This is a genomic window from Xanthomonas sp. MLO165 (genome assembly GCF_018831305.1).
In the GTDB taxonomy this organism is placed as follows: Bacteria; Pseudomonadota; Gammaproteobacteria; order Xanthomonadales; family Xanthomonadaceae; genus Xanthomonas; species Xanthomonas arboricola.
Genome location: NZ_CP029263.1, coordinates 1,595,251 through 1,612,059, shown reverse-complemented (window position 1 = coordinate 1,612,059; position 16,809 = coordinate 1,595,251). Strand labels below are relative to the sequence as shown.

At 67.0% G+C, this 16,809-nt stretch carries 15 protein-coding genes; 13 read left to right on the top strand and 2 right to left on the bottom strand.

The window, feature by feature from the left end; all coding sequences use genetic code 11:
- Positions 1 to 2,610 (bottom strand): [protein-PII] uridylyltransferase, encoded by a 2,610-nt coding sequence (locus tag DGN21_RS06970; protein ID WP_054591604.1) that lies wholly within the window; start codon positions 2,608 to 2,610, stop codon positions 1 to 3.
- Positions 2,607 to 3,383 (bottom strand): type I methionyl aminopeptidase, encoded by a 777-nt coding sequence (gene map / locus DGN21_RS06965; RefSeq protein WP_039520326.1) that lies wholly within the window; start codon positions 3,381 to 3,383, stop codon positions 2,607 to 2,609. The genes DGN21_RS06970 and map overlap by 4 nt, the downstream gene beginning before the upstream one ends.
- A gap of 291 nt (positions 3,384 to 3,674) precedes the next feature.
- Here map and DGN21_RS06960 point away from each other — a divergent pair, with 291 nt between their 5' ends.
- From DGN21_RS06960 to DGN21_RS06900, 13 genes are all read left to right on the top strand, one after another.
- Entirely contained in the window at positions 3,675 to 4,226 is a 552-nt protein-coding gene (locus DGN21_RS06960; RefSeq protein WP_102254495.1) for a spore coat U domain-containing protein, read from the top strand.
- 8 nt (positions 4,227 to 4,234) lie between these two features.
- Positions 4,235 to 5,005 carry a molecular chaperone gene (locus DGN21_RS06955; RefSeq protein WP_184551591.1) on the top strand — a complete coding sequence of 257 codons (771 nt, stop codon included), beginning with the start codon at positions 4,235 to 4,237 and terminating at the stop codon, positions 5,003 to 5,005.
- Between the two features lie 16 nt (positions 5,006 to 5,021).
- Positions 5,022 to 7,373 (top strand): fimbria/pilus outer membrane usher protein, encoded by a 2,352-nt coding sequence (locus tag DGN21_RS06950; protein WP_184551590.1) that lies wholly within the window; start codon positions 5,022 to 5,024, stop codon positions 7,371 to 7,373.
- Positions 7,370 to 8,404 carry a spore coat U domain-containing protein gene (locus tag DGN21_RS06945; RefSeq protein WP_184551589.1) on the top strand — a complete coding sequence of 345 codons (1,035 nt, stop codon included), beginning with the start codon at positions 7,370 to 7,372 and terminating at the stop codon, positions 8,402 to 8,404. Before DGN21_RS06950 ends, DGN21_RS06945 begins: the two co-directional genes overlap by 4 nt.
- A 48-nt stretch (positions 8,405 to 8,452) precedes the next feature.
- Positions 8,453 to 8,785, top strand: a complete 333-nt coding sequence (locus DGN21_RS06940; RefSeq protein WP_054591608.1) for a hypothetical protein — start codon at positions 8,453 to 8,455, stop codon at positions 8,783 to 8,785.
- A 2-nt stretch (positions 8,786 to 8,787) separates the two neighbouring features.
- Positions 8,788 to 9,495: a fimbria/pilus periplasmic chaperone gene (locus DGN21_RS06935; RefSeq protein WP_184551588.1), complete on the top strand. Its 708-nt coding sequence runs from the start codon at positions 8,788 to 8,790 to the stop codon at positions 9,493 to 9,495.
- Between the two features lie 448 nt (positions 9,496 to 9,943).
- Positions 9,944 to 10,765, top strand: a complete 822-nt coding sequence (rpsB, locus tag DGN21_RS06930) for a 30S ribosomal protein S2 (RefSeq protein WP_215825161.1) — start codon at positions 9,944 to 9,946, stop codon at positions 10,763 to 10,765.
- Positions 10,766 to 10,935: 170 nt separating this feature from the next.
- Positions 10,936 to 11,814 carry a translation elongation factor Ts gene (gene tsf / locus DGN21_RS06925; RefSeq protein ID WP_016902389.1) on the top strand — a complete coding sequence of 293 codons (879 nt, stop codon included), beginning with the start codon at positions 10,936 to 10,938 and terminating at the stop codon, positions 11,812 to 11,814.
- Positions 11,815 to 12,098: 284 nt separating this feature from the next.
- The gene (locus tag DGN21_RS06920; RefSeq protein WP_024940373.1) at positions 12,099 to 13,622 is read left to right on the top strand and encodes a GGDEF domain-containing protein; all 1,524 of its coding nucleotides are present in this window, start codon (positions 12,099 to 12,101) and stop codon (positions 13,620 to 13,622) included.
- A gap of 106 nt (positions 13,623 to 13,728) precedes the next feature.
- A complete protein-coding gene (pyrH, locus tag DGN21_RS06915; RefSeq protein WP_024940374.1) occupies positions 13,729 to 14,451 on the top strand; it encodes a UMP kinase in 723 nt (240 codons plus the stop codon).
- Positions 14,452 to 14,648: 197 nt separating this feature from the next.
- A complete protein-coding gene (gene frr, locus DGN21_RS06910) occupies positions 14,649 to 15,206 on the top strand; it encodes a ribosome recycling factor (protein ID WP_016902392.1) in 558 nt (185 codons plus the stop codon).
- Between the two features lie 17 nt (positions 15,207 to 15,223).
- Positions 15,224 to 15,985 (top strand): polyprenyl diphosphate synthase, encoded by a 762-nt coding sequence (gene uppS, locus DGN21_RS06905; protein WP_024940375.1) that lies wholly within the window; start codon positions 15,224 to 15,226, stop codon positions 15,983 to 15,985.
- Positions 15,982 to 16,809 (top strand): phosphatidate cytidylyltransferase, encoded by an 828-nt coding sequence (locus DGN21_RS06900; protein ID WP_126965527.1) that lies wholly within the window; start codon positions 15,982 to 15,984, stop codon positions 16,807 to 16,809. Before uppS ends, DGN21_RS06900 begins: the two co-directional genes overlap by 4 nt.

The following is a 16,809-nucleotide window of genomic DNA, read 5'->3' as shown; positions in this document are numbered from 1 at the left end:
TCAGGTGGGATCGAGGCAGGCGCACAGCGCATCGCGCAGCGCCTGCCGGGCGGATTCGGGCAACGGGCGGTCGTGCTCGTCGGTGATCTGGAACTGGTCTTCGGCGCGCTCGCCGAAGGTGGCGATGCGCGCATCGTGCACACGCAGGTGTTGCAGGCGCAGCACATTGGCCACATCGGCCAGCAAGCCTGGGCGATCGGGCGCAACCAGACTGATGCGGGTGCGGCGGCCACCGGCGCTTTCGCTGAATTCCACGCGCGGCGCAAAGCGGAAGTGGCGCAGCTGGCGCGGCACCGCACGCCGCGAGGGACGCACCTTGTGCAGGTCGCCGGCCAGCACTTGGCGCAAGGCCGCGGCCAGGCGCTGCGGGTCGCCATCGGCGGAACTGTCCTGCGGCAGCACCTCGAACACGTCGAAGATCGCATCGTGCGGCGCATCCAGCACGCGGGCGCGATGGATGCCATACCCCTTGCGATCCAGCGTGGCGACGATCGCGGAGAACAAACCGTCGCGATCGGGCGAATACACGAACACTTCCAGCGCATCGTTGTCCGGTACCGCGCGCCGCGCCTTGACCAGGGTCTGGCCGATCTGCACCTCGATCAGCGACACCGCCTGCCAGGCCAGTTGCTCGGGACGGAAGCGCAGGAAGTTTTCATCCGGCATGCCGGCGAACTGGCGGTCGATGGTGGCATCGTCGTGGCCTTGCGCCTGCATCAGCGCGCGGGCGGACTCGCGCGCTTCGCGCAGGCGCTCTTCGCGCGGCGGCGGATGCTCCAGGCCCTCGCGCAGTGCGCGCCGCGCGGCGAAATACAGGTCGGCCAGCAGCCGGTCCTTCCACGCGTTCCACAGCTTAGGGCTGGTGCCGGCGATATCGGCGCAGGTCAGCAGGTACAGGTAATCCAGGCGCTCGCGCGTGCCGACCAGGGTGGCGAAACGGTGGATCACCTCCGGGTCGGAGATGTCCTGCTTCTGCGCGGTCACCGACATGCGCAGATGCTGTTCGACCAGCCAGGCCACCAGCGCGGTATCGCCTTCGCTGAGCCGGTGCGCCTGGCAGAACGCGCGCGCATCCACCGCGCCCAGCTCGGAATGATCGCCGCCGCGGCCCTTGGCGATGTCGTGAAACAGTCCGGCCAGCAGCAGCAATTCCGGCTTGCGCAGGCGCGGCCAGACTTCATGGGTGATCGAAAAACGCTCGTCGGCGCGACCGGCGGCAAACAGCGAGATGTTCCGCAGCACCATCAAGGTGTGCTGGTCCACCGTGTAGACATGGAACAGATCGAACTGCATGCGCCCGGACACGCTGGCGAATGCCGGAATCCACTGGCCCAGCACGCCCAAACGCGCCATGCGGTTGAGCGACTCCACCGCCCGCGGGCCGCGCAGCAGCGCCATGAAGCGGTCGCGCGCGGTCGCATCGGCGACGTCGTAAGCGGGCAAATCGCGCAGCACCTCGGCCAGCGCGCGCGCGGTCAGCGAATGCAGCCCGCGTACCTCGCGATGCGCCGCCCACTGCGCAAACAGCGCAAAGACCTGCAGCACGTCGCCGGCCGGCCAGTCCTCTGCATCCGCAGCCAGATAGCCGCGGCGCAGACTGAAGCCCTCCCCGAGCGGCTCCGGCACCGCCTCGCCGTCGAACTGTTCTTCGAAACGCTGCAGCAGGCGGTCGCTGATGCGGCGGATCAATGCAGCGCTGCGGTAGAAGCGCTGCATCATCTTTTCCACGCCCAGGCTTTCCGGGTCGTCGGCAAAGCCCAGCCGCTCGGCAAGCGTCTTCTGGTAATCGAACCCCAACCGCTCTTCCGCCCGGTTGGCCACCAGGTGCAGGCCGAAGCGCAAGCGCGCCAGCTCCTCGCGCTCGCGTCGCAGCGCTACGGCCTCGTCGAAACCGACATGGCCCAGCCCGACCAGCGCCTCCAGATCCTTGACCCCGAACGCGCGCAGCGCCATCCAGCCCAGCGTCTGCAGGTCGCGCAGGCCGCCGGGGCCGTCCTTGATGTCCGGCTCCAGATTGTCGGCGGTATCGCCGAAGCGCTGATGCCGCGCCAGCAGCTCTTCGCGCTTGGCCTGAAAGAATTCGCGCGCCGGCCACACCTGTTGCGGCGAGATCGCTGCCGCCAGCGCGGCGCGCGCCTGGCTGCCGGCCACCAGCGGGCGCGACTCGATCAAGGCGGTCAGCACCGTCTGATCGGCCGCCGCGGCGGTGCACTGCGCCGGCGAGCGCACCGCGTGGCTGATCGGCAGGCCCACATCCCACAGCAAGGCGAACAGCCGCGCCAGGGCCTGCTCGTGCTGTTGCTGCATGCCGGTCTCGCCCAGTACCAGCACATCCACATCCGAGCGCGGGAACAGTTCGCCGCGCCCATAGCCACCCACGGCATGCAGCGACAGCCCGGCATCGGCCGGAATGCAGCGCGTCCACGCATTGCGCATCAATTGATCGACTGCGCGGGCGCGCAAGGCCACCAGGCGCTCGATCGGCTCGCCCTGGTCGAAGCGCTTGCACAGGCGCATGTCGGCATGCACCAGCAGCGGGCGCGCTTGCGCGGCCCACTCGGCATCGCCGGCGACACCCGGGTCGGGTCGGTCCGCCGGCGTGGCCGTCATACCGGAGCGGGAGCGTTCGGCGACAGCGTCAGCACATCCACGCCGTCTTCGGTCACCGCGACCATGTGTTCCCACTGCGCGGACAACTTGCGGTCCTTGGTCACCACGGTCCAGCCGTCCGGCAGGGTCTTATGGTGGTAGGTGCCTTCGTTGATCATCGGTTCGATGGTGAAGGTCATGCCGGGCTTGAGCACCAGGCCTTCGCCGGGGCGGCCGTAATGCATCACCTGCGGCTCGTCGTGGTAGACCTTGCCGATGCCATGGCCGCAGTAATCGCGCACCACGCTGAAGCGCTCGGCTTCGGCAAATTTCTGGATCGCGTGGCCGACATCGCCCAGCGTTGCACCCGGCTTGACCGCACGGATGCCGCGCCACATCGCCTCGTAGGTGGTTTCCACCAGCCGCTTGGCCATCACCGACGGCGTGCCGACGTAATACATGCGGCTGGTGTCGCCATGCCAGCCGTCCTTGATGACGGTGACGTCGATATTGACGATGTCGCCGTCCTTCAGGACCTTGGCCGCGCTCGGGATGCCGTGACAGATCACGTTGTTGACCGAGGTGCACACGCTCTTGGGAAAGCCGCGGTAGCCGACGTTGGCAGGAATGGTGCCCTGCACGTTGACGATGTGGTCGTGGCAGATGCGGTCCAGCTCGGCCGTGGTCACGCCCGCCTGCACGTACGGCGCCACGACATCGAGCACCTCGGCGGCCAGACGGCCGGCGACGCGCATCAGTTCGATTTCTTCTTTGGTTTTCAGATTGACGCTCATGGCAGCGATTATCGCCGATTCGGCCTGAATCTGAACGACCCGTGCGTTTGTTTTTCATGCCGCAGCCGATCAAGCGCCCAGACGGACCGGGCAGCAAGAATCTGGCGGCACCGCGCATTCATGTGTGACGCACTACCGCGCGCGTCAAAAACTCAATGAACGGGGTCATCCGAGAGACATCGCAATTTCGGGAAAACTCTGAGGATAAACAGCGAGATAGCCAAATCATTCAGGGTAATCTTTGGCACAGCTGATGCATTGGAGGCAGGGCGACGAGTCGTCGCGTCACCAATGACCAGACCGGTCAAGGAAATGTCCATGCGTACTGTCCGCCCTGTCCTGCTGTCCCTCGGCCTGCTCTCGACCATTGGCGTTGCCACCGCAGCAGATACCACCACATTCAACGTCAAGATCGCCGTCACCAAGGCCTGCACCATCACCGCTGCCTCGGCGACGGACGTCGACTTCGGCTCGGTGTTGTCCACCTCCACCGCCAATGCCGACGCCAACGGCAGCGTGACCGCGCAATGCACCGCACTGACGCCGTACAACATTGCGTTGAGCGCGGGCAGCAATGCCGGCACCGCCAACGACGTCACCACCCGCCGCATGAAGAACACCGATGCGCTGGTCACCACCAACAACTTCATCGCCTACCAGCTGTACCAGGATCTGGGCCGCAGCACGGTATGGGGCAGCACCACCGGCACCAATACGCTGAGCCGCACCGCCACCGGCATCAACCAGGTCTATCCGGTCTACGGCCGCGTGACCAACCCGTCGGCCAACAATCCCGCGACCGGTACCTACCAAGACACCATCACCGCCACGATCGTCTATTGAGCGCGCGCATGCCACTGCACCACCGCCTGTCGTACCGGATGCCGGCCTGGCTGGTCACGGCCGGATTGAGCCTGACGCTGGCGCTTGGCAGCGGCGTGCCGCTGCAGCCGGCCCATGCGGCCAGCCTGCAGCTGGCGCCGACCTCGCTGACGCTGAGCGCACAGCAGTCCGCCGACGGGCTCTGGTTGAGCAACAGCGGCAGCGCGCCGGTGCAGGTGCAGACCCGCGCCTATCGCTGGACCCAGCGTGACGGCAAGGATCAACTCGACCCGACCCAGGAACTGCTGGTCAGCCCGCCGATGCGCACGCTGGCCGCCGGCGAGCGCCAGCTGATTCGGGTGATTCGCGCCGGGCCTGCGCCGACCGGCGAGGAAGCCTGCTACCGCATCATCGTCGACGAATTGCCAAACGCCGATGCGGATCGCAAGGGCATGCAGTTCGTGTTGCGCTACTCGGTGCCGATCTTCCTGCTGCCGCCGGGCAAGACCGAATCCACCCCGACCTTGAGCACGCAGGTGATTGCCGGCAGCGACGGCAATGCGCAGATCCAGATCAGCAACACCGGCAATGGGCACGCCCAGGTCGCCGACCTGCAGCATCGGGTCGATGGCACGACCAGGACGGCATTGAACGGGCTGGTGGGTTATGTCCTGCCCGGCCAGACCATGCGCTGGTCGCTGGGGGCACCGCTGACCCAGTTCGGCCGCGGCACCATCATCGCAAGGATCAATGGTGAGGCGGACGAACGCACCTTGTTGGCCGCGCCAGCAGCGCCGTGATGCGGGCCGGCTGGCGATGACGCTGCTTGCGACCGCCACCTGCCTGGCACATGCCGCCTCTGGCGATCTGGCCGACATGGCGCCACTGTCCGATCAGGCGCCGCAGAACGTGGCGGCCCTGCCGCAGACGCTGTACCTGGATGTCAGCCTCAACCAGGCCGAGCGCGGCTTGGCACCGTTCGAACTGGTGAACGGCCACCTGCGCGGCTCCGTCGACACGCTGCGCAAGCTGGGCTTCCTCCTGGCCGACCGCCCCGCCAGCGAGCTGGTCGATCTGGATCGCCTGCCCGATGTGGAGGTGCGCTACGACGCTGCGCTGCAACGGCTTGCGTTGCAGGTGCCGCTGGCGCAGCTGTCGCTCTCCACCACGGTACTCAAGGCCGAACAGGTCTCACCGCCCAGCGCCACTGCCTCGCCGGGCATGCTGCTCAATTACGACTTCTATGCCACGCGCAATGCCGGGGCCAGCAGCGTGTCGCTGGCGACCGAAGTGCGCGGCTTCGGCATCGGCCGCGGCATGGTCGACACCACCGCGGTGTTCCTGGCCTACGACCGCCCGCAGGACCAGCGCTGGCGCAGCGAAGCGGTGCGCCTGGACAGCGCCTGGCAGATGGATTTCCCCGACAGCGCCACCAGCCTGACGGTCGGCGACTTCTACAGCGGCTTTGTCGACTGGAGCCGCTCGATCCGCCTGGGCGGGATACAGATCGGCCGCAATTACGCCCTGCAGCCGTACCGCGTGCTCACCCCCACACCAAGCTTCCTGGGCGAGGCGGTGGTGCCGTCAACGGTGGAGCTCTACGTCGATGGCCTGCGCCAGTACAGCGGCCAGGTGCCGGCCGGCCCGTTCCAGCTGGCCGCGCAACCCGGCATCAGCGGCACCGGGCAGGCGCAGATCGTGGTGACCGATGCGTTCGGCCAGGTGCGCCGGTTGGACTTCGCCTTCTATGGCACGCCGCAACTGCTGGCGCGCGGCATTTCCGAATGGTCGGCCGGCATCGGCCATCTGCGCCAGGACTACGGCGTGCGCTCGTTTTCCTACGAGTCGCGCACGGTCGCCAGCGCCACGCTGCGCAAGGGCCTGCGCGATGACTTCACCATCGAAGCGCATACCGAGGCCGGCGGCGGCGTGGCCAATGCCGGTGCCGGCGGCGTGTGGCTGCTCGGCGCGGGCGGCGTGGTCAACGCGGCCTACGCGCATAGCCGGATGGATGCGCTGCGCGGCGGCCAGTACGTGCTGGGGTATGCCTGGAACAACCGTCGCTTCAACTTCACTGTCGGCACCCAGCGCACCCACGGCGACTATCGCGACCTGGGCGCGCTGCAGGGCGCGCTGCCGGCGCGCATCAGCGACCGCGCGGTGTTCGGCGTCAACGTCAATCCGATCGGCTCGCTGGGCACCAGCTATGTGCGGCTGAGCTACCCGCAAGGCGACACCTCGAGATATGCGAGCCTGTTCTGGTCGCGCAGTTTCGGGCGCAACTGGGCGGCCAATCTGTCCGGCAACCAGAACCTGGATGTGCGCAGCGACCGCAGCCTGTACCTGTCGCTGTCGACCACGTTCGGCGAGTTGCGCCAGGCCAGCGCCTCGATGCAGCGCAACGGCAACCGCACCGGGTTCGTGGCCGATCTGAGCCAGCCGCTGCCCGGCGACGGCGACCTGGGCGGGATCGGTTGGCGCCTGCAAGGGCGTGCCGGCGACGATGCCAACGGCGGCCTGGCCGAGCTGGGGTGGTTGAACCGCATCGGCCGCTACAACCTCGGCGTCGCCAACCAGGATGGCGCCAACTTCGGCTATGCCAGCGCCAGCGGCAGCCTGGTGTGGATGAATGGCCGCGGCTTTGCCGCGCGCGATATCCAGGATGCCTTTGCGGTGGTCTCCACCGACGGCCAGCCCGGCATTCCGGTGCGGCTGGAGAATCGCCTGATCGGCGTCACCGATGCGCGCGGGATGCTGCTAGTCACCCCGCTGCAGTCGTGGCAGCGCAACCAGCTGTCCATCGACACCTTGAATCTGCCGGCGGACCTACGCGTGGACCGCGTCGATACCGCGGTGACACCGCGCCAGCAGTCCGGGGTGGCGGTGCGCTTCGGCATCACCCGGGTGCGCGCGGCCATGATCGTGCTGCACGACGCCCAGGGCGTGCCGTTGCCGGTCGGCAGCGTGGTGCAACGCGAGGGCAACGCCGAACGCGTGGTGGTCGGCTACGACGGCGAAACCTATCTGGACAATCTGCAGATCGACAACCGCATCCTGGTGGAGCTGCCGGATGGCCGCTGCAGCGCGCGCTTCACCTACCCGATCAACCCCGGCGGCATCCCGCGGGTCGGCCCGCTGCCCTGCGTTCTCGAGCAGCAAACCCCATGAGCCTGCCCGCACTGTGGCGCCTGGTCGTTGCGCTGGCGATCGCCACGTTGTGGCTTGCCCCCTGCCAGGGCGCGCACGCGGACACCACCTGCAGCGTCACCCTCGGTACCCCGCTGGCGTTCGGCAACGTGGCGGCCAACGGCACCACCGATGCGGTGGCAACGCTCAACGTCTCCTGCGCGACCGCAGCGCTCAGCGTGCTCGGCTATGCCCAGGTGAGTCTGTGCCTGGACCTCGGGCCGGGCAGCGCCAGCAACGGGCTGTACGCGCCACGCCGCATGCTCAACCCCACCAGCGACAGCCTGGACTTCCAGATCTACAGCGAGGCCACGCGGACCCAGGTCTGGGGCGCCACCGGGTCGACGACGCCCTCGCCGCGCCTGCTGACACTGTCCTACGGTGTTCCGGTGGTCACCGGCGGCTCGCAGACGGCCAGCATTACCCTGTACGGGCGCATTCCGGCCAACCAGACGCTGTCGGTCGGCAACCACACCAGCAGCTTCGGCGGTGCCGACACCGTGCTGCGCTACTCCTACAACGAAAGCGTCATCGGTATGCCGCCGGCGCCGAGCAGTTGCACGGCCGGCGGCAGCGGTGCCAAGACCGCCAGCAACGCCTTTCCGTTCACGGCCTCGGCCAACGTGCCGGCACGCTGCAGTACCTACGTCACCAGCGACCTGGATTTCGGCAGCATCGCCGGCACCATCGATACCGCCATCGACCGCACCTCCACCATCAGCCTGTCATGCACCAACCGCACTGCCTGGAATATCGGGCTGGGCGATGGCATCAATGCCACCGGCAACGTCCGGCGCATGCGCCACGCCAGCAGTGCCAACTACATCGCCTATGAACTGTATCGGGACGCCGGCCGCGGCAACCGCTGGGGCACCAGCATCGGTGTGGATACGCTCAGCGGCACCGGCAACGGAGTCGCGCAGACGGTGACCGTCTATGGCCGCGCGCCGGCACCGCAACAGCCCATTGCGGGTGCCTACAACGACACGGTGACCGTCTCCATCACTTACTGACAGTTAATAAAGTTCGCATTGGGGGCGTCGCTATTTGTTACGTCTCCAATGCAAACGATTGCCTTCATGACGCTGGTCACTTTGTTGAAGCGCCTGACGCTGGTCGCCCTCGTCTGCAGCGCGAGCTCTACCGCGGCCAACGCGGCCACCGCGCCTGGCCCGGAAAACTTCACCCTGCACATCGGCCTGCGCCTGCTCAGCGGCTGCGAACTGCGCACTGCGCCGCCGCGCGCCAGCTGCTCCAGGGGCACGCCGATGGCGATCGCCCCGCCGGCCGGCAGCGCCGACACCCCAGCCGCCGCCAGCACCGGGCAGGATGCCAGCGCACTCGCCGGGCCAACGCCTGCCGGCAGCGCGCCCATCACCACGATCGCGTTCTGACCATGGCCGCGTCCCGCTCCTGTCGCGGCCTGCTGGCACTGACACTCGCCGGCCTGGCCATCGGTGGCAGCGCCGTTGCCGCCGAGATCGCCATCGCCCCGACCACCGCCCGCATTCCCGCCGACAGCGACCAGACCACCGTCTGGCTCTACAACCAGGCAGCCCTGCCATGGCGCGCAGAAGCCAAGCTCTACCGCTGGCGCCAGGATGGCGACCGCGAACTGCTTGAACCGGCCACCGCCGCCACCGTCAGCCCGGCGCAATTCGAAATTCCTGCGCAAGGCCGGCAATTGCTGCGGGTGATCCGCCTGGGCCCCAGCCCGGTGCAGAGCGAAGACAGCTACCGCCTGGTAGTGACCCAGCATGCCTCCGGTAGCGACACCGCACTGCTGCGTTATTCCACGCCGGTGTTCGCCCTGCCCAGCCAGCCCGGCGACCTGCGCCCGCTGCTGCAGGCCAGCCTGTCCGGCCAGGGCAGCGGCCGCGCGCTGAAGGTCCACAACGCCGGGCTCGGCCATGCTAGGCTGGCCGACCTGGCCTACATCGATGCCGGCGGCACCCGCCGCAGCATCCGCGACGACCTTGCCGGCTATGTGCTTCCCGGCCAGACCCGCCAATGGTCGCTGCCCGCCAACGTGGCCGCCGACAATGGCCGCTTCGTGGCGCGGATCAACAGCGATATCGAGACGACGCTGGCGTTGGAGCCGTGAGCTCTGGGGATTGGGAATTCGGGATTGGGGATTCGGGATTGGGGATTCGCAAGAGCTGGCGCTTTGACCATCCTGGACCGACAGCGAACAACTGCCGCGACACACGGCCCGCCAATCCCGAATCCCGAATCCCGAATCCCGAATCCCGAATCCCTATTCCCCAATCCCGATTCGCCAATTGCGCCCGCCCGCTCAGCCAGCTATACTCCGCCGGCTGTTTTGCGTCTCTTGCGCATTGCGTCGTTCACGTCGGACGTCACCGACGAATTCACACCTGCCGCCGCCATCCGTGCCGGGGTGCCCCGCGAGGGGTTCGTCACGGAGGCGACAGGGAAGCCCAACCCCGGAATCGTTTGTGCGCATCCTTTCGCAAGGGCCCGCACATCCATGTGCGGACTCTTCAAAGCCCAGTCCGCGCACGTAGATTCCGCTATCAGGAGTTACTTCAATGCCCCAAGTCACCATGCGTCAGATGCTGGAAGCCGGCGTCCATTTCGGTCACCAGACCCGCTACTGGAACCCCAAGATGGCGCCGTACATCTTCGGCGCGCGCGGCAAGATCCACATCATCAACCTCGAGAAGACCGTTCCGCTCTTCAATGACGCGATGAACTTCCTCTCCTCGATCGCGCAGAAGCGCGGCACCGTGCTGTTCCTGGGCACCAAGCGCAGCGCGCGCGAGTCCATCAAGGAAGAAGCCGAGCGTTGCGGCATGCCGTTCATGACCCAGCGCTGGCTGGGCGGCACGCTGACCAACTTCCGTACCGTCAAGCAGTCGGTTGCCCGCCTGAAGGAACTGGAGTCGGCCGAGACCGACGGCACCTTCGACAAGCTGGTCAAGCACGAAGTGCTGGGTCTGCGTCGCGAGCGCGAGAAGCTGGACGCCTCGCTGGGCGGCATCAAGGAAATGAACCGTCTGCCCGACGCGATCTTCGTGATCGACATCGGCCATGAAGACATCGCCATCAAGGAAGCCAAGAAGCTCGGCATCCCGGTGATCGCAGTGGTCGACACCAACTACGACCCGGCCCTGGTCGACTACGCCATCCCGGGCAACGACGACGCCATCCGTGCCGTGCAGCTGTATGCACGTGCCGCCGCCGACGCCGTGCTGGAAGGCAAGGCTGCTGCGCCGAACGCCGCTTCGGTCCGCGAAGAAGAGTTCTCGGCCGAATCCGCCGACGAAGGCAAGGGCCGTCGCGCTCCGGCCAAGAAGGGCGACAAGAAGGCTGACGCACCGGCCGACGCTGCCGCTCCGGCTGCCGAGTAATCGGCCTGCAATGCGGCCGCACCATGCTGTGCGGCCGCAGCCCCGACGGGTCCAGCGCGGCCCGTCGCCGAGGCCACTGAACATTTCTACGGGGGGCGGCCGGCCTGGCTGCTCCGTCCCCTACTGGCGGAACCCTCCGCCGCACGCATTCGTCCATATGAGGTAATTCCATGGAAATCACTGCTTCCCTGGTCAAGGAACTGCGCGAGCGCACCGGCGCCGGCATGATGGAGTGCAAGAAGGCACTCGTCGAAAACGCAGGCGACATCGACGCCGCTGCCGAATGGCTGCGCAAGTCGGGTCTGGCCAAGGCCGACAAGAAGGCTGACCGCGTTGCCGCCGAAGGCCGCATCGCCACCGCACAGGCCGGCGGCAAGGCCGTGCTGGTCGAAGTCAACTCCGAGACCGACTTCGTCGCCAAGGACGAGAACTTCCTGGCCTTCACCGAGACCGTGGCCACCGCCGCGCTGAACTCGGATGCCGCCGATGCCGAAGCGCTCAAGAGCGTCAAGCTCGACAGCGGCGAGACCATCGAAGAGCGTCGCGCCGCGGTCATCGCCAAGGTCGGCGAGAACCTGCAGGTGCGTCGCCTGGTCCGCATCGACAGCGCCAACAACGTCGCGGCCTATGTGCACGGCGGCCGCATCGGCGTGCTGGTCGAGCTGAAGGGTGGCGACATCGAGCTGGCACGCGGCATCGCCATGCACATCGCCGCGATGAACCCGCCGCACGTCAAGGCCTCCGATGTCCCGGCCGAGTTCGTCGCCAAGGAAAAGGAAATCGAACTGGCCAAGATGTCCGAGAAGGACAAGGCCAAGCCGGCCGAGATCCTGGAAAAGATCATCAGCGGCAAGATCAGCAAGATCGTCAACGAAGTCACGCTGTACGGCCAGCCGTACGTGCTGAACACCGACCAGACCGTCGAGCAGGCCGTCAAGGCTGCCGGTGCCGAAGTGGTCGGCTTCCAGCGCCTGGCCGTTGGCGAGGGCATCGAGAAGGTGGTGGAAGACTACGCCGCCGAAGTGATGAAGCAGGCTGGCCTGGCCTGATCCTCGCCACTGCATAGAGAAAGCCGCGGACTGCCGCGGCTTTTTTTTTTGGGCCCGACACTGTCGCGCAGGCCCATGAAAGCGCGAAGCTGAAGCGAACGCATCCGCCGGGCCCGCGACCGGCCTCAACTCTACAGATGTCGTGGCGGTTGCCGTTAGAACTGGATGCCGACCAGGCTTTTCCGCCCCTATCGCGCACGCGTTGCCGCGCGGCGACGGCGGAGCATGGCGTGCCCCATTAACGAGCGCAGCGGTATGCTTGCGCCCACCGTCGGCGATGACCCATGCAACCAGATCTACAGGCCGCCCTGCACTACTGCCGCAACCTGCCATCGCCCCCGGGCGTTGCGCTGCGCGTCATCGAGCTGGCGCAGGACCCCGACGTGGATATGACCACCACGGCCAACGTCATCGGCATGGACATGGCCCTGAGCGCGCGCATGCTGCGGGTTGCCAATTCGCCGCTGTACGCCAGCCGCCGCCGCATCGACAACCTCGGCCAGGCACTGACCATGCTCGGCCTCAACGCGACCCTGAGCCTGGCGCTGGGGTTTTCGATGGTGCATGGCGTGCGCAGCACCTTTACCGCGCATCCGCTGCATGAGCGCATCTGGCGCCGTGCCGGCCTGTGTGCGCTGGCCAGCCGCATCCTCGGCCAGGCCTACGGCATCCGCAAACCCGAAGAACTCATGCTGGCCGGCCTGTTGCAGGACATCGGCAAGCTCGCCCTGCTGCAGGGCGCGCCCGAGCTGTATGCGCCGCTGCTGGAACAGGCGCCCGACAACGCCGCGCTGATCGAGGCCGAACGTGCGCATCTGGGCGCCACCCATGCCGAAGTCGGCGCCTGGCTCGCGCATCAATGGCAACTGCCGCCGTACCTGCAGAACGCCATCGCGCAGAGCGAGGAAGAGCCCGCCAGCCTGGAGCCGTTCATGGCCTGTGTCGCGCTGTCCGGACGCCTGGCGGACATCTGGCTGTCGGCCAGTGCCGTGGCCGCCACCGAGCACGCGCAGCGCCAGGCGCAGGACGTGCTGGAACTGGATGCCGAACGCTTCGAAAAGGTGATCGAACGCATCGCCGAGTCGCTGCCCGAACTGGAAGCCCTGTTCGACATCCGCGTGCCGCAGCCCGAGCACATCCAGATGATCTTCGAGCAGGCCCGCGAGCTGGCGATGCTGCGCAGCCTGCGCGAGCTGCAGGACGTGGCCGAAGCGCGCCGGCATGCCGACGAATCGGAAAACCGCATGCGCCATCTGGCCGAACAGGCCAGCCGCGATGCATTGACCGGCGTGTTCAATCGCCACCAGCTCGGCACCGCGCTCGCGCACGAGTTCGAGCTGGCATCGCGCCAGAACTGGCCGCTGTCGATCGCCTTCATCGATCTGGACGACTTCAAGCGCGTCAACGATGCGCATGGCCATCTGGTCGGCGACGAGGTGCTGCGCAACTTCGCGCAGACGCTGCAGCGCATGGTGCGCACCAGCGACCTGGTCGCCCGCTATGGCGGCGAGGAATTCCTGGTGATCCTGCCCAACACTGCAGCCGAGGCGGCGTTGATGGTGGTCGAGCGCATCCTGGCCGAGACCGCACGCACGCCGATGGCGCAACTGCAGGGCGGCCCGCTGCACATCACCTTCTCGGCGGGATTGGCCACCCACGGCGGTGGCGACCGGCAGTTCGAGAGCATCGAGCATCTGCTGCAGGCTGCCGACAGCACGCTGTATCGCTCCAAACATCGCGGCCGCAACCGCGTCACCGCCTACGATGCGACCGACATGCCGACGCCGCAACCTCCGCGCGCGCACTGAGCAACGCATCACGGCATCGCCAACTACCGAATTTTTACCACGCCCGGTGACAGGCTTCCGCTAGACTTGCCGGCGTTTGCCGATCCCCCACACCGAGGTCTCCCCCATGTCTGAACTTGCCTATCGCCGCATTCTTCTCAAACTTTCCGGGGAGGCGCTGATGGGGGACGGGGATTACGGCATCGATCCCAAGGTCATCAACCGCCTCGCCCATGAAGTGATCGAAGCCCAGCAGGCCGGCGCGCAGGTCGCGCTGGTGATCGGCGGCGGCAACATCTTCCGCGGCGCCGGCCTGGCCGCCAGCGGCATGGACCGCGTCACCGGCGACCACATGGGCATGCTGGCCACCGTGATCAACGCGCTGGCGATGCAGGACGCGCTGGAAAAGCTCGGCGCCAAGGTGCGCGTGATGAGCGCGATCAAGATCAACGATGTCTGCGAGGACTTCATCCGCCGGCGCGCGATCCGCCATCTGGAAAAGGGCCGCATCGCGATCTTCGCCGCCGGCACCGGCAACCCGTTCTTCACCACCGACTCTGGCGCGGCGCTGCGCGCGATCGAGATCGGCGCCGACCTGCTGCTCAAGGCAACCAAGGTCGACGGCGTATACGACAAGGACCCGAAGAAGCATTCTGACGCAGTGCGTTACGACAGCCTGACCTACGACCAGGTCATCCTGCAGGGCCTGGAAGTGATGGACACCGCCGCCTTCGCGCTGGCGCGCGACAGCGACCTGCCGCTGCGCATCTTCGGCATGAGCGAGCCCGGCGTGCTGCTGCGCATCCTGCATGGCGAGCAGATCGGCACGTTGGTGCAGGGCCGGAGCTGAGGCCGGGAGTGGGGAATCGGGATTCGGGAATCGCAAAGGCGCGGTCCCGGAGACTGCGCTGACGCCTGACCGATGGCGATGCCGGGCGTGGAGTGGCACCCCAGGTGAACCGGCTGCGCAGGACTCTGCCGGCCGGCAAGTCTCAAAACGCAGTCCCGGCTATAATCTCCGGATTCAGCTCCACACGGATTCCGGCGATGCTCAACCAGATCAAACAAGACGCGCAGACGCGCATGACCAAGAGCATCGATGCTCTGCGCCATTCCCTGACCACCGTGCGCACCGGCCGCGCCTCTCCGGCGCTGCTGGACGGCATCAAGGTCAAGGCCTACGGCACCGACACCCCCCTCAACCAGGTCGCCAGCATCAGTGTCTCCGAAGGCCGCTCGCTGGTCATCAGCCTGTTCGACAAGGGCATGATCAAGGACGTGGAAAAGGCGATTTACGCCTCGGATCTGGGCCTGACCCCGACCGTGGTCGGCACCGTGATCCGTCTGAACCTGCCGCCGCTGACCGAGGAGCGCCGCAAGGAGCTCAGCAAGGCCGTGCATGGCGAGGGCGAAGACAGCAAGGTGGCCATCCGCAACATCCGTCGCGATGCCAACCAGCAGGTCAAGGATCTGCTCAAGGACAAGGCGGTCACCGAAGACGAGGCGCGCAGCGCCGAAGACGACATCCAGAAGCTCACCGACAAGGCCATCAAGGATGTGGATGAGGTCGTCAAGGCCAAGGAACAGGAACTGATGACGGTCTGATCGTGGCATCGCCTGCCATGCATCCAGCACCTTCCGCTGCCGCCGTGCCGCGCCACATTGCCATCATCATGGATGGCAACGGGCGTTGGGCACAGCGTCGGCGGCGTCCGCGCATGATCGGTCATCGCGCCGGCGCGCGTGCGGTCAATCGCACCATCGATTTCTGCCTGGAAAAAGGCGTCTCGGCGCTCACCCTGTTCGCGTTTTCCAGTGAAAACTGGGGCCGCCCGCAGGAGGAAGTCGATGCACTGATGAAGCTGTTCCTGCACGCGCTCGATCGCGAGGTCGACGAACTGCAGCGGCGCGGCGTGCAGGTGCGCTTCATCGGCGATCGCAGCCGTTTCGCTACGCCGCTGCGCGAACGCATGGCCGCCGCCGAGCGCGTCACCGCCGCCAATGCGCGGCTGGTGCTGAGCATCGCCGCCAGCTATGGCGGCCGCCAGGACATTGCGCTGGCCGCGCGGGCATTGGCCGAAGAAGTGGCCGCCGGCCGCCTGCAACCGCAGCAGATCGACGAAGCGCTGCTGGCCAGCCGCGTCGCGTTGGCCGATCTGCCGGCGCCGGACCTGTTCATCCGCACCGGCGGCGACACCCGCATCAGCAATTTCCTGCTGTGGCAGCTGGCTTATACCGAACTGTGGTTCACCGAAACCCTGTGGCCGGAGTTCGATGCCGGCGTACTGCAGCAGGCACTGGATGACTATGCCGGGCGCGAACGTCGCTTCGGCCTGACCAGCGCCCAGATCGCCGACAAGGCGACGGAGAGCTCCTCCGCATGACCAAGACCCGCGTGATTGCCGCGCTGATCATGGCGCCGCTCGCCATCTGCGCGATCGTGCTGCTGCCCACGCAATGGCTGGCGGCGCTGGCGGCGATCCTGTTCCTGACCGGCCTGTGGGAGTGGCTCAAGCTCTCCGGCATCGACGACAGCCTGCCGCGCACCGTGCTGCTGATGCTCAATCTGCTGCTGATGGTGCTGATGGTGTGGGCCTCGGCCGGCTCCATGGTGCTGTTCCAGATCGCCGCCCTGGTGGGGGTGGTCTGGTGGCTGCTGGCGCTGCTATGGCTGCGCTTTTTCACCTTCGGTGCCGATCACGGCAACGGCCAGGCGCGCGCGCTCAAGCTCGCCGCTGGCACCCTGGCGGTCCTGCCGGCCTGGGCCGCGCTGGTGCTGCTGCACGCCAACCCGGACAAGGGCAACCTGTGGCTGCTGACCGCGCTGACCATGGTGTGGGCGGCCGATTCGGGCGCCTATTTCGCCGGCCGCGCGTTCGGCAAGCACAAGCTGGCGCCGCGGGTCAGCCCGAACAAGACCATCGAAGGCCTGCTCGGCGGCCTGGTCGCCGGCATCGTGGTCGCCTGCGCATTCGGCTGGCTGGCCGGGCTGACCCTGGCGCACGTGCCGCAGCTGGTGCTGGTCTCGGCGGTGGCGGTGCTGGCCTCGGTGCTGGGCGATCTGTTCGAGAGCCTGCTCAAGCGCCACGCCGGCGCCAAGGACTCGGGTGCGGTGATTCCGGGCCATGGCGGCGTGCTGGATCGTATCGACGGCGTGCTCGCCGCCCTGCCGGTGTTCGCACTCGGCAAGGAAATTCTCGGATTCTAG

Coding starts and splice junctions, on each gene's coding strand:
- map (WP_039520326.1), bottom strand. CDS start 3,383: ATGAGCGTCAATCTGAAAACCAAAGAAGAAATCGAACTGATGCGCGTC.
- frr (WP_016902392.1), top strand. CDS start 14,649: ATGCTCAACCAGATCAAACAAGACGCGCAGACGCGCATGACCAAGAGC.
- DGN21_RS06920 (WP_024940373.1), top strand. CDS start 12,099: ATGCAACCAGATCTACAGGCCGCCCTGCACTACTGCCGCAACCTGCCA.
- tsf (WP_016902389.1), top strand. CDS start 10,936: ATGGAAATCACTGCTTCCCTGGTCAAGGAACTGCGCGAGCGCACCGGC.
- DGN21_RS06960 (WP_102254495.1), top strand. CDS start 3,675: ATGACCAGACCGGTCAAGGAAATGTCCATGCGTACTGTCCGCCCTGTC.
- uppS (WP_024940375.1), top strand. CDS start 15,224: ATGCATCCAGCACCTTCCGCTGCCGCCGTGCCGCGCCACATTGCCATC.
- DGN21_RS06970 (WP_054591604.1), bottom strand. CDS start 2,610: ATGACGGCCACGCCGGCGGACCGACCCGACCCGGGTGTCGCCGGCGAT.
- DGN21_RS06950 (WP_184551590.1), top strand. CDS start 5,022: ATGACGCTGCTTGCGACCGCCACCTGCCTGGCACATGCCGCCTCTGGC.
- DGN21_RS06945 (WP_184551589.1), top strand. CDS start 7,370: ATGAGCCTGCCCGCACTGTGGCGCCTGGTCGTTGCGCTGGCGATCGCC.
- DGN21_RS06900 (WP_126965527.1), top strand. CDS start 15,982: ATGACCAAGACCCGCGTGATTGCCGCGCTGATCATGGCGCCGCTCGCC.
- pyrH (WP_024940374.1), top strand. CDS start 13,729: ATGTCTGAACTTGCCTATCGCCGCATTCTTCTCAAACTTTCCGGGGAG.
- rpsB (WP_215825161.1), top strand. CDS start 9,944: ATGCCCCAAGTCACCATGCGTCAGATGCTGGAAGCCGGCGTCCATTTC.
- DGN21_RS06940 (WP_054591608.1), top strand. CDS start 8,453: ATGCAAACGATTGCCTTCATGACGCTGGTCACTTTGTTGAAGCGCCTG.
- DGN21_RS06935 (WP_184551588.1), top strand. CDS start 8,788: ATGGCCGCGTCCCGCTCCTGTCGCGGCCTGCTGGCACTGACACTCGCC.
- DGN21_RS06955 (WP_184551591.1), top strand. CDS start 4,235: ATGCCACTGCACCACCGCCTGTCGTACCGGATGCCGGCCTGGCTGGTC.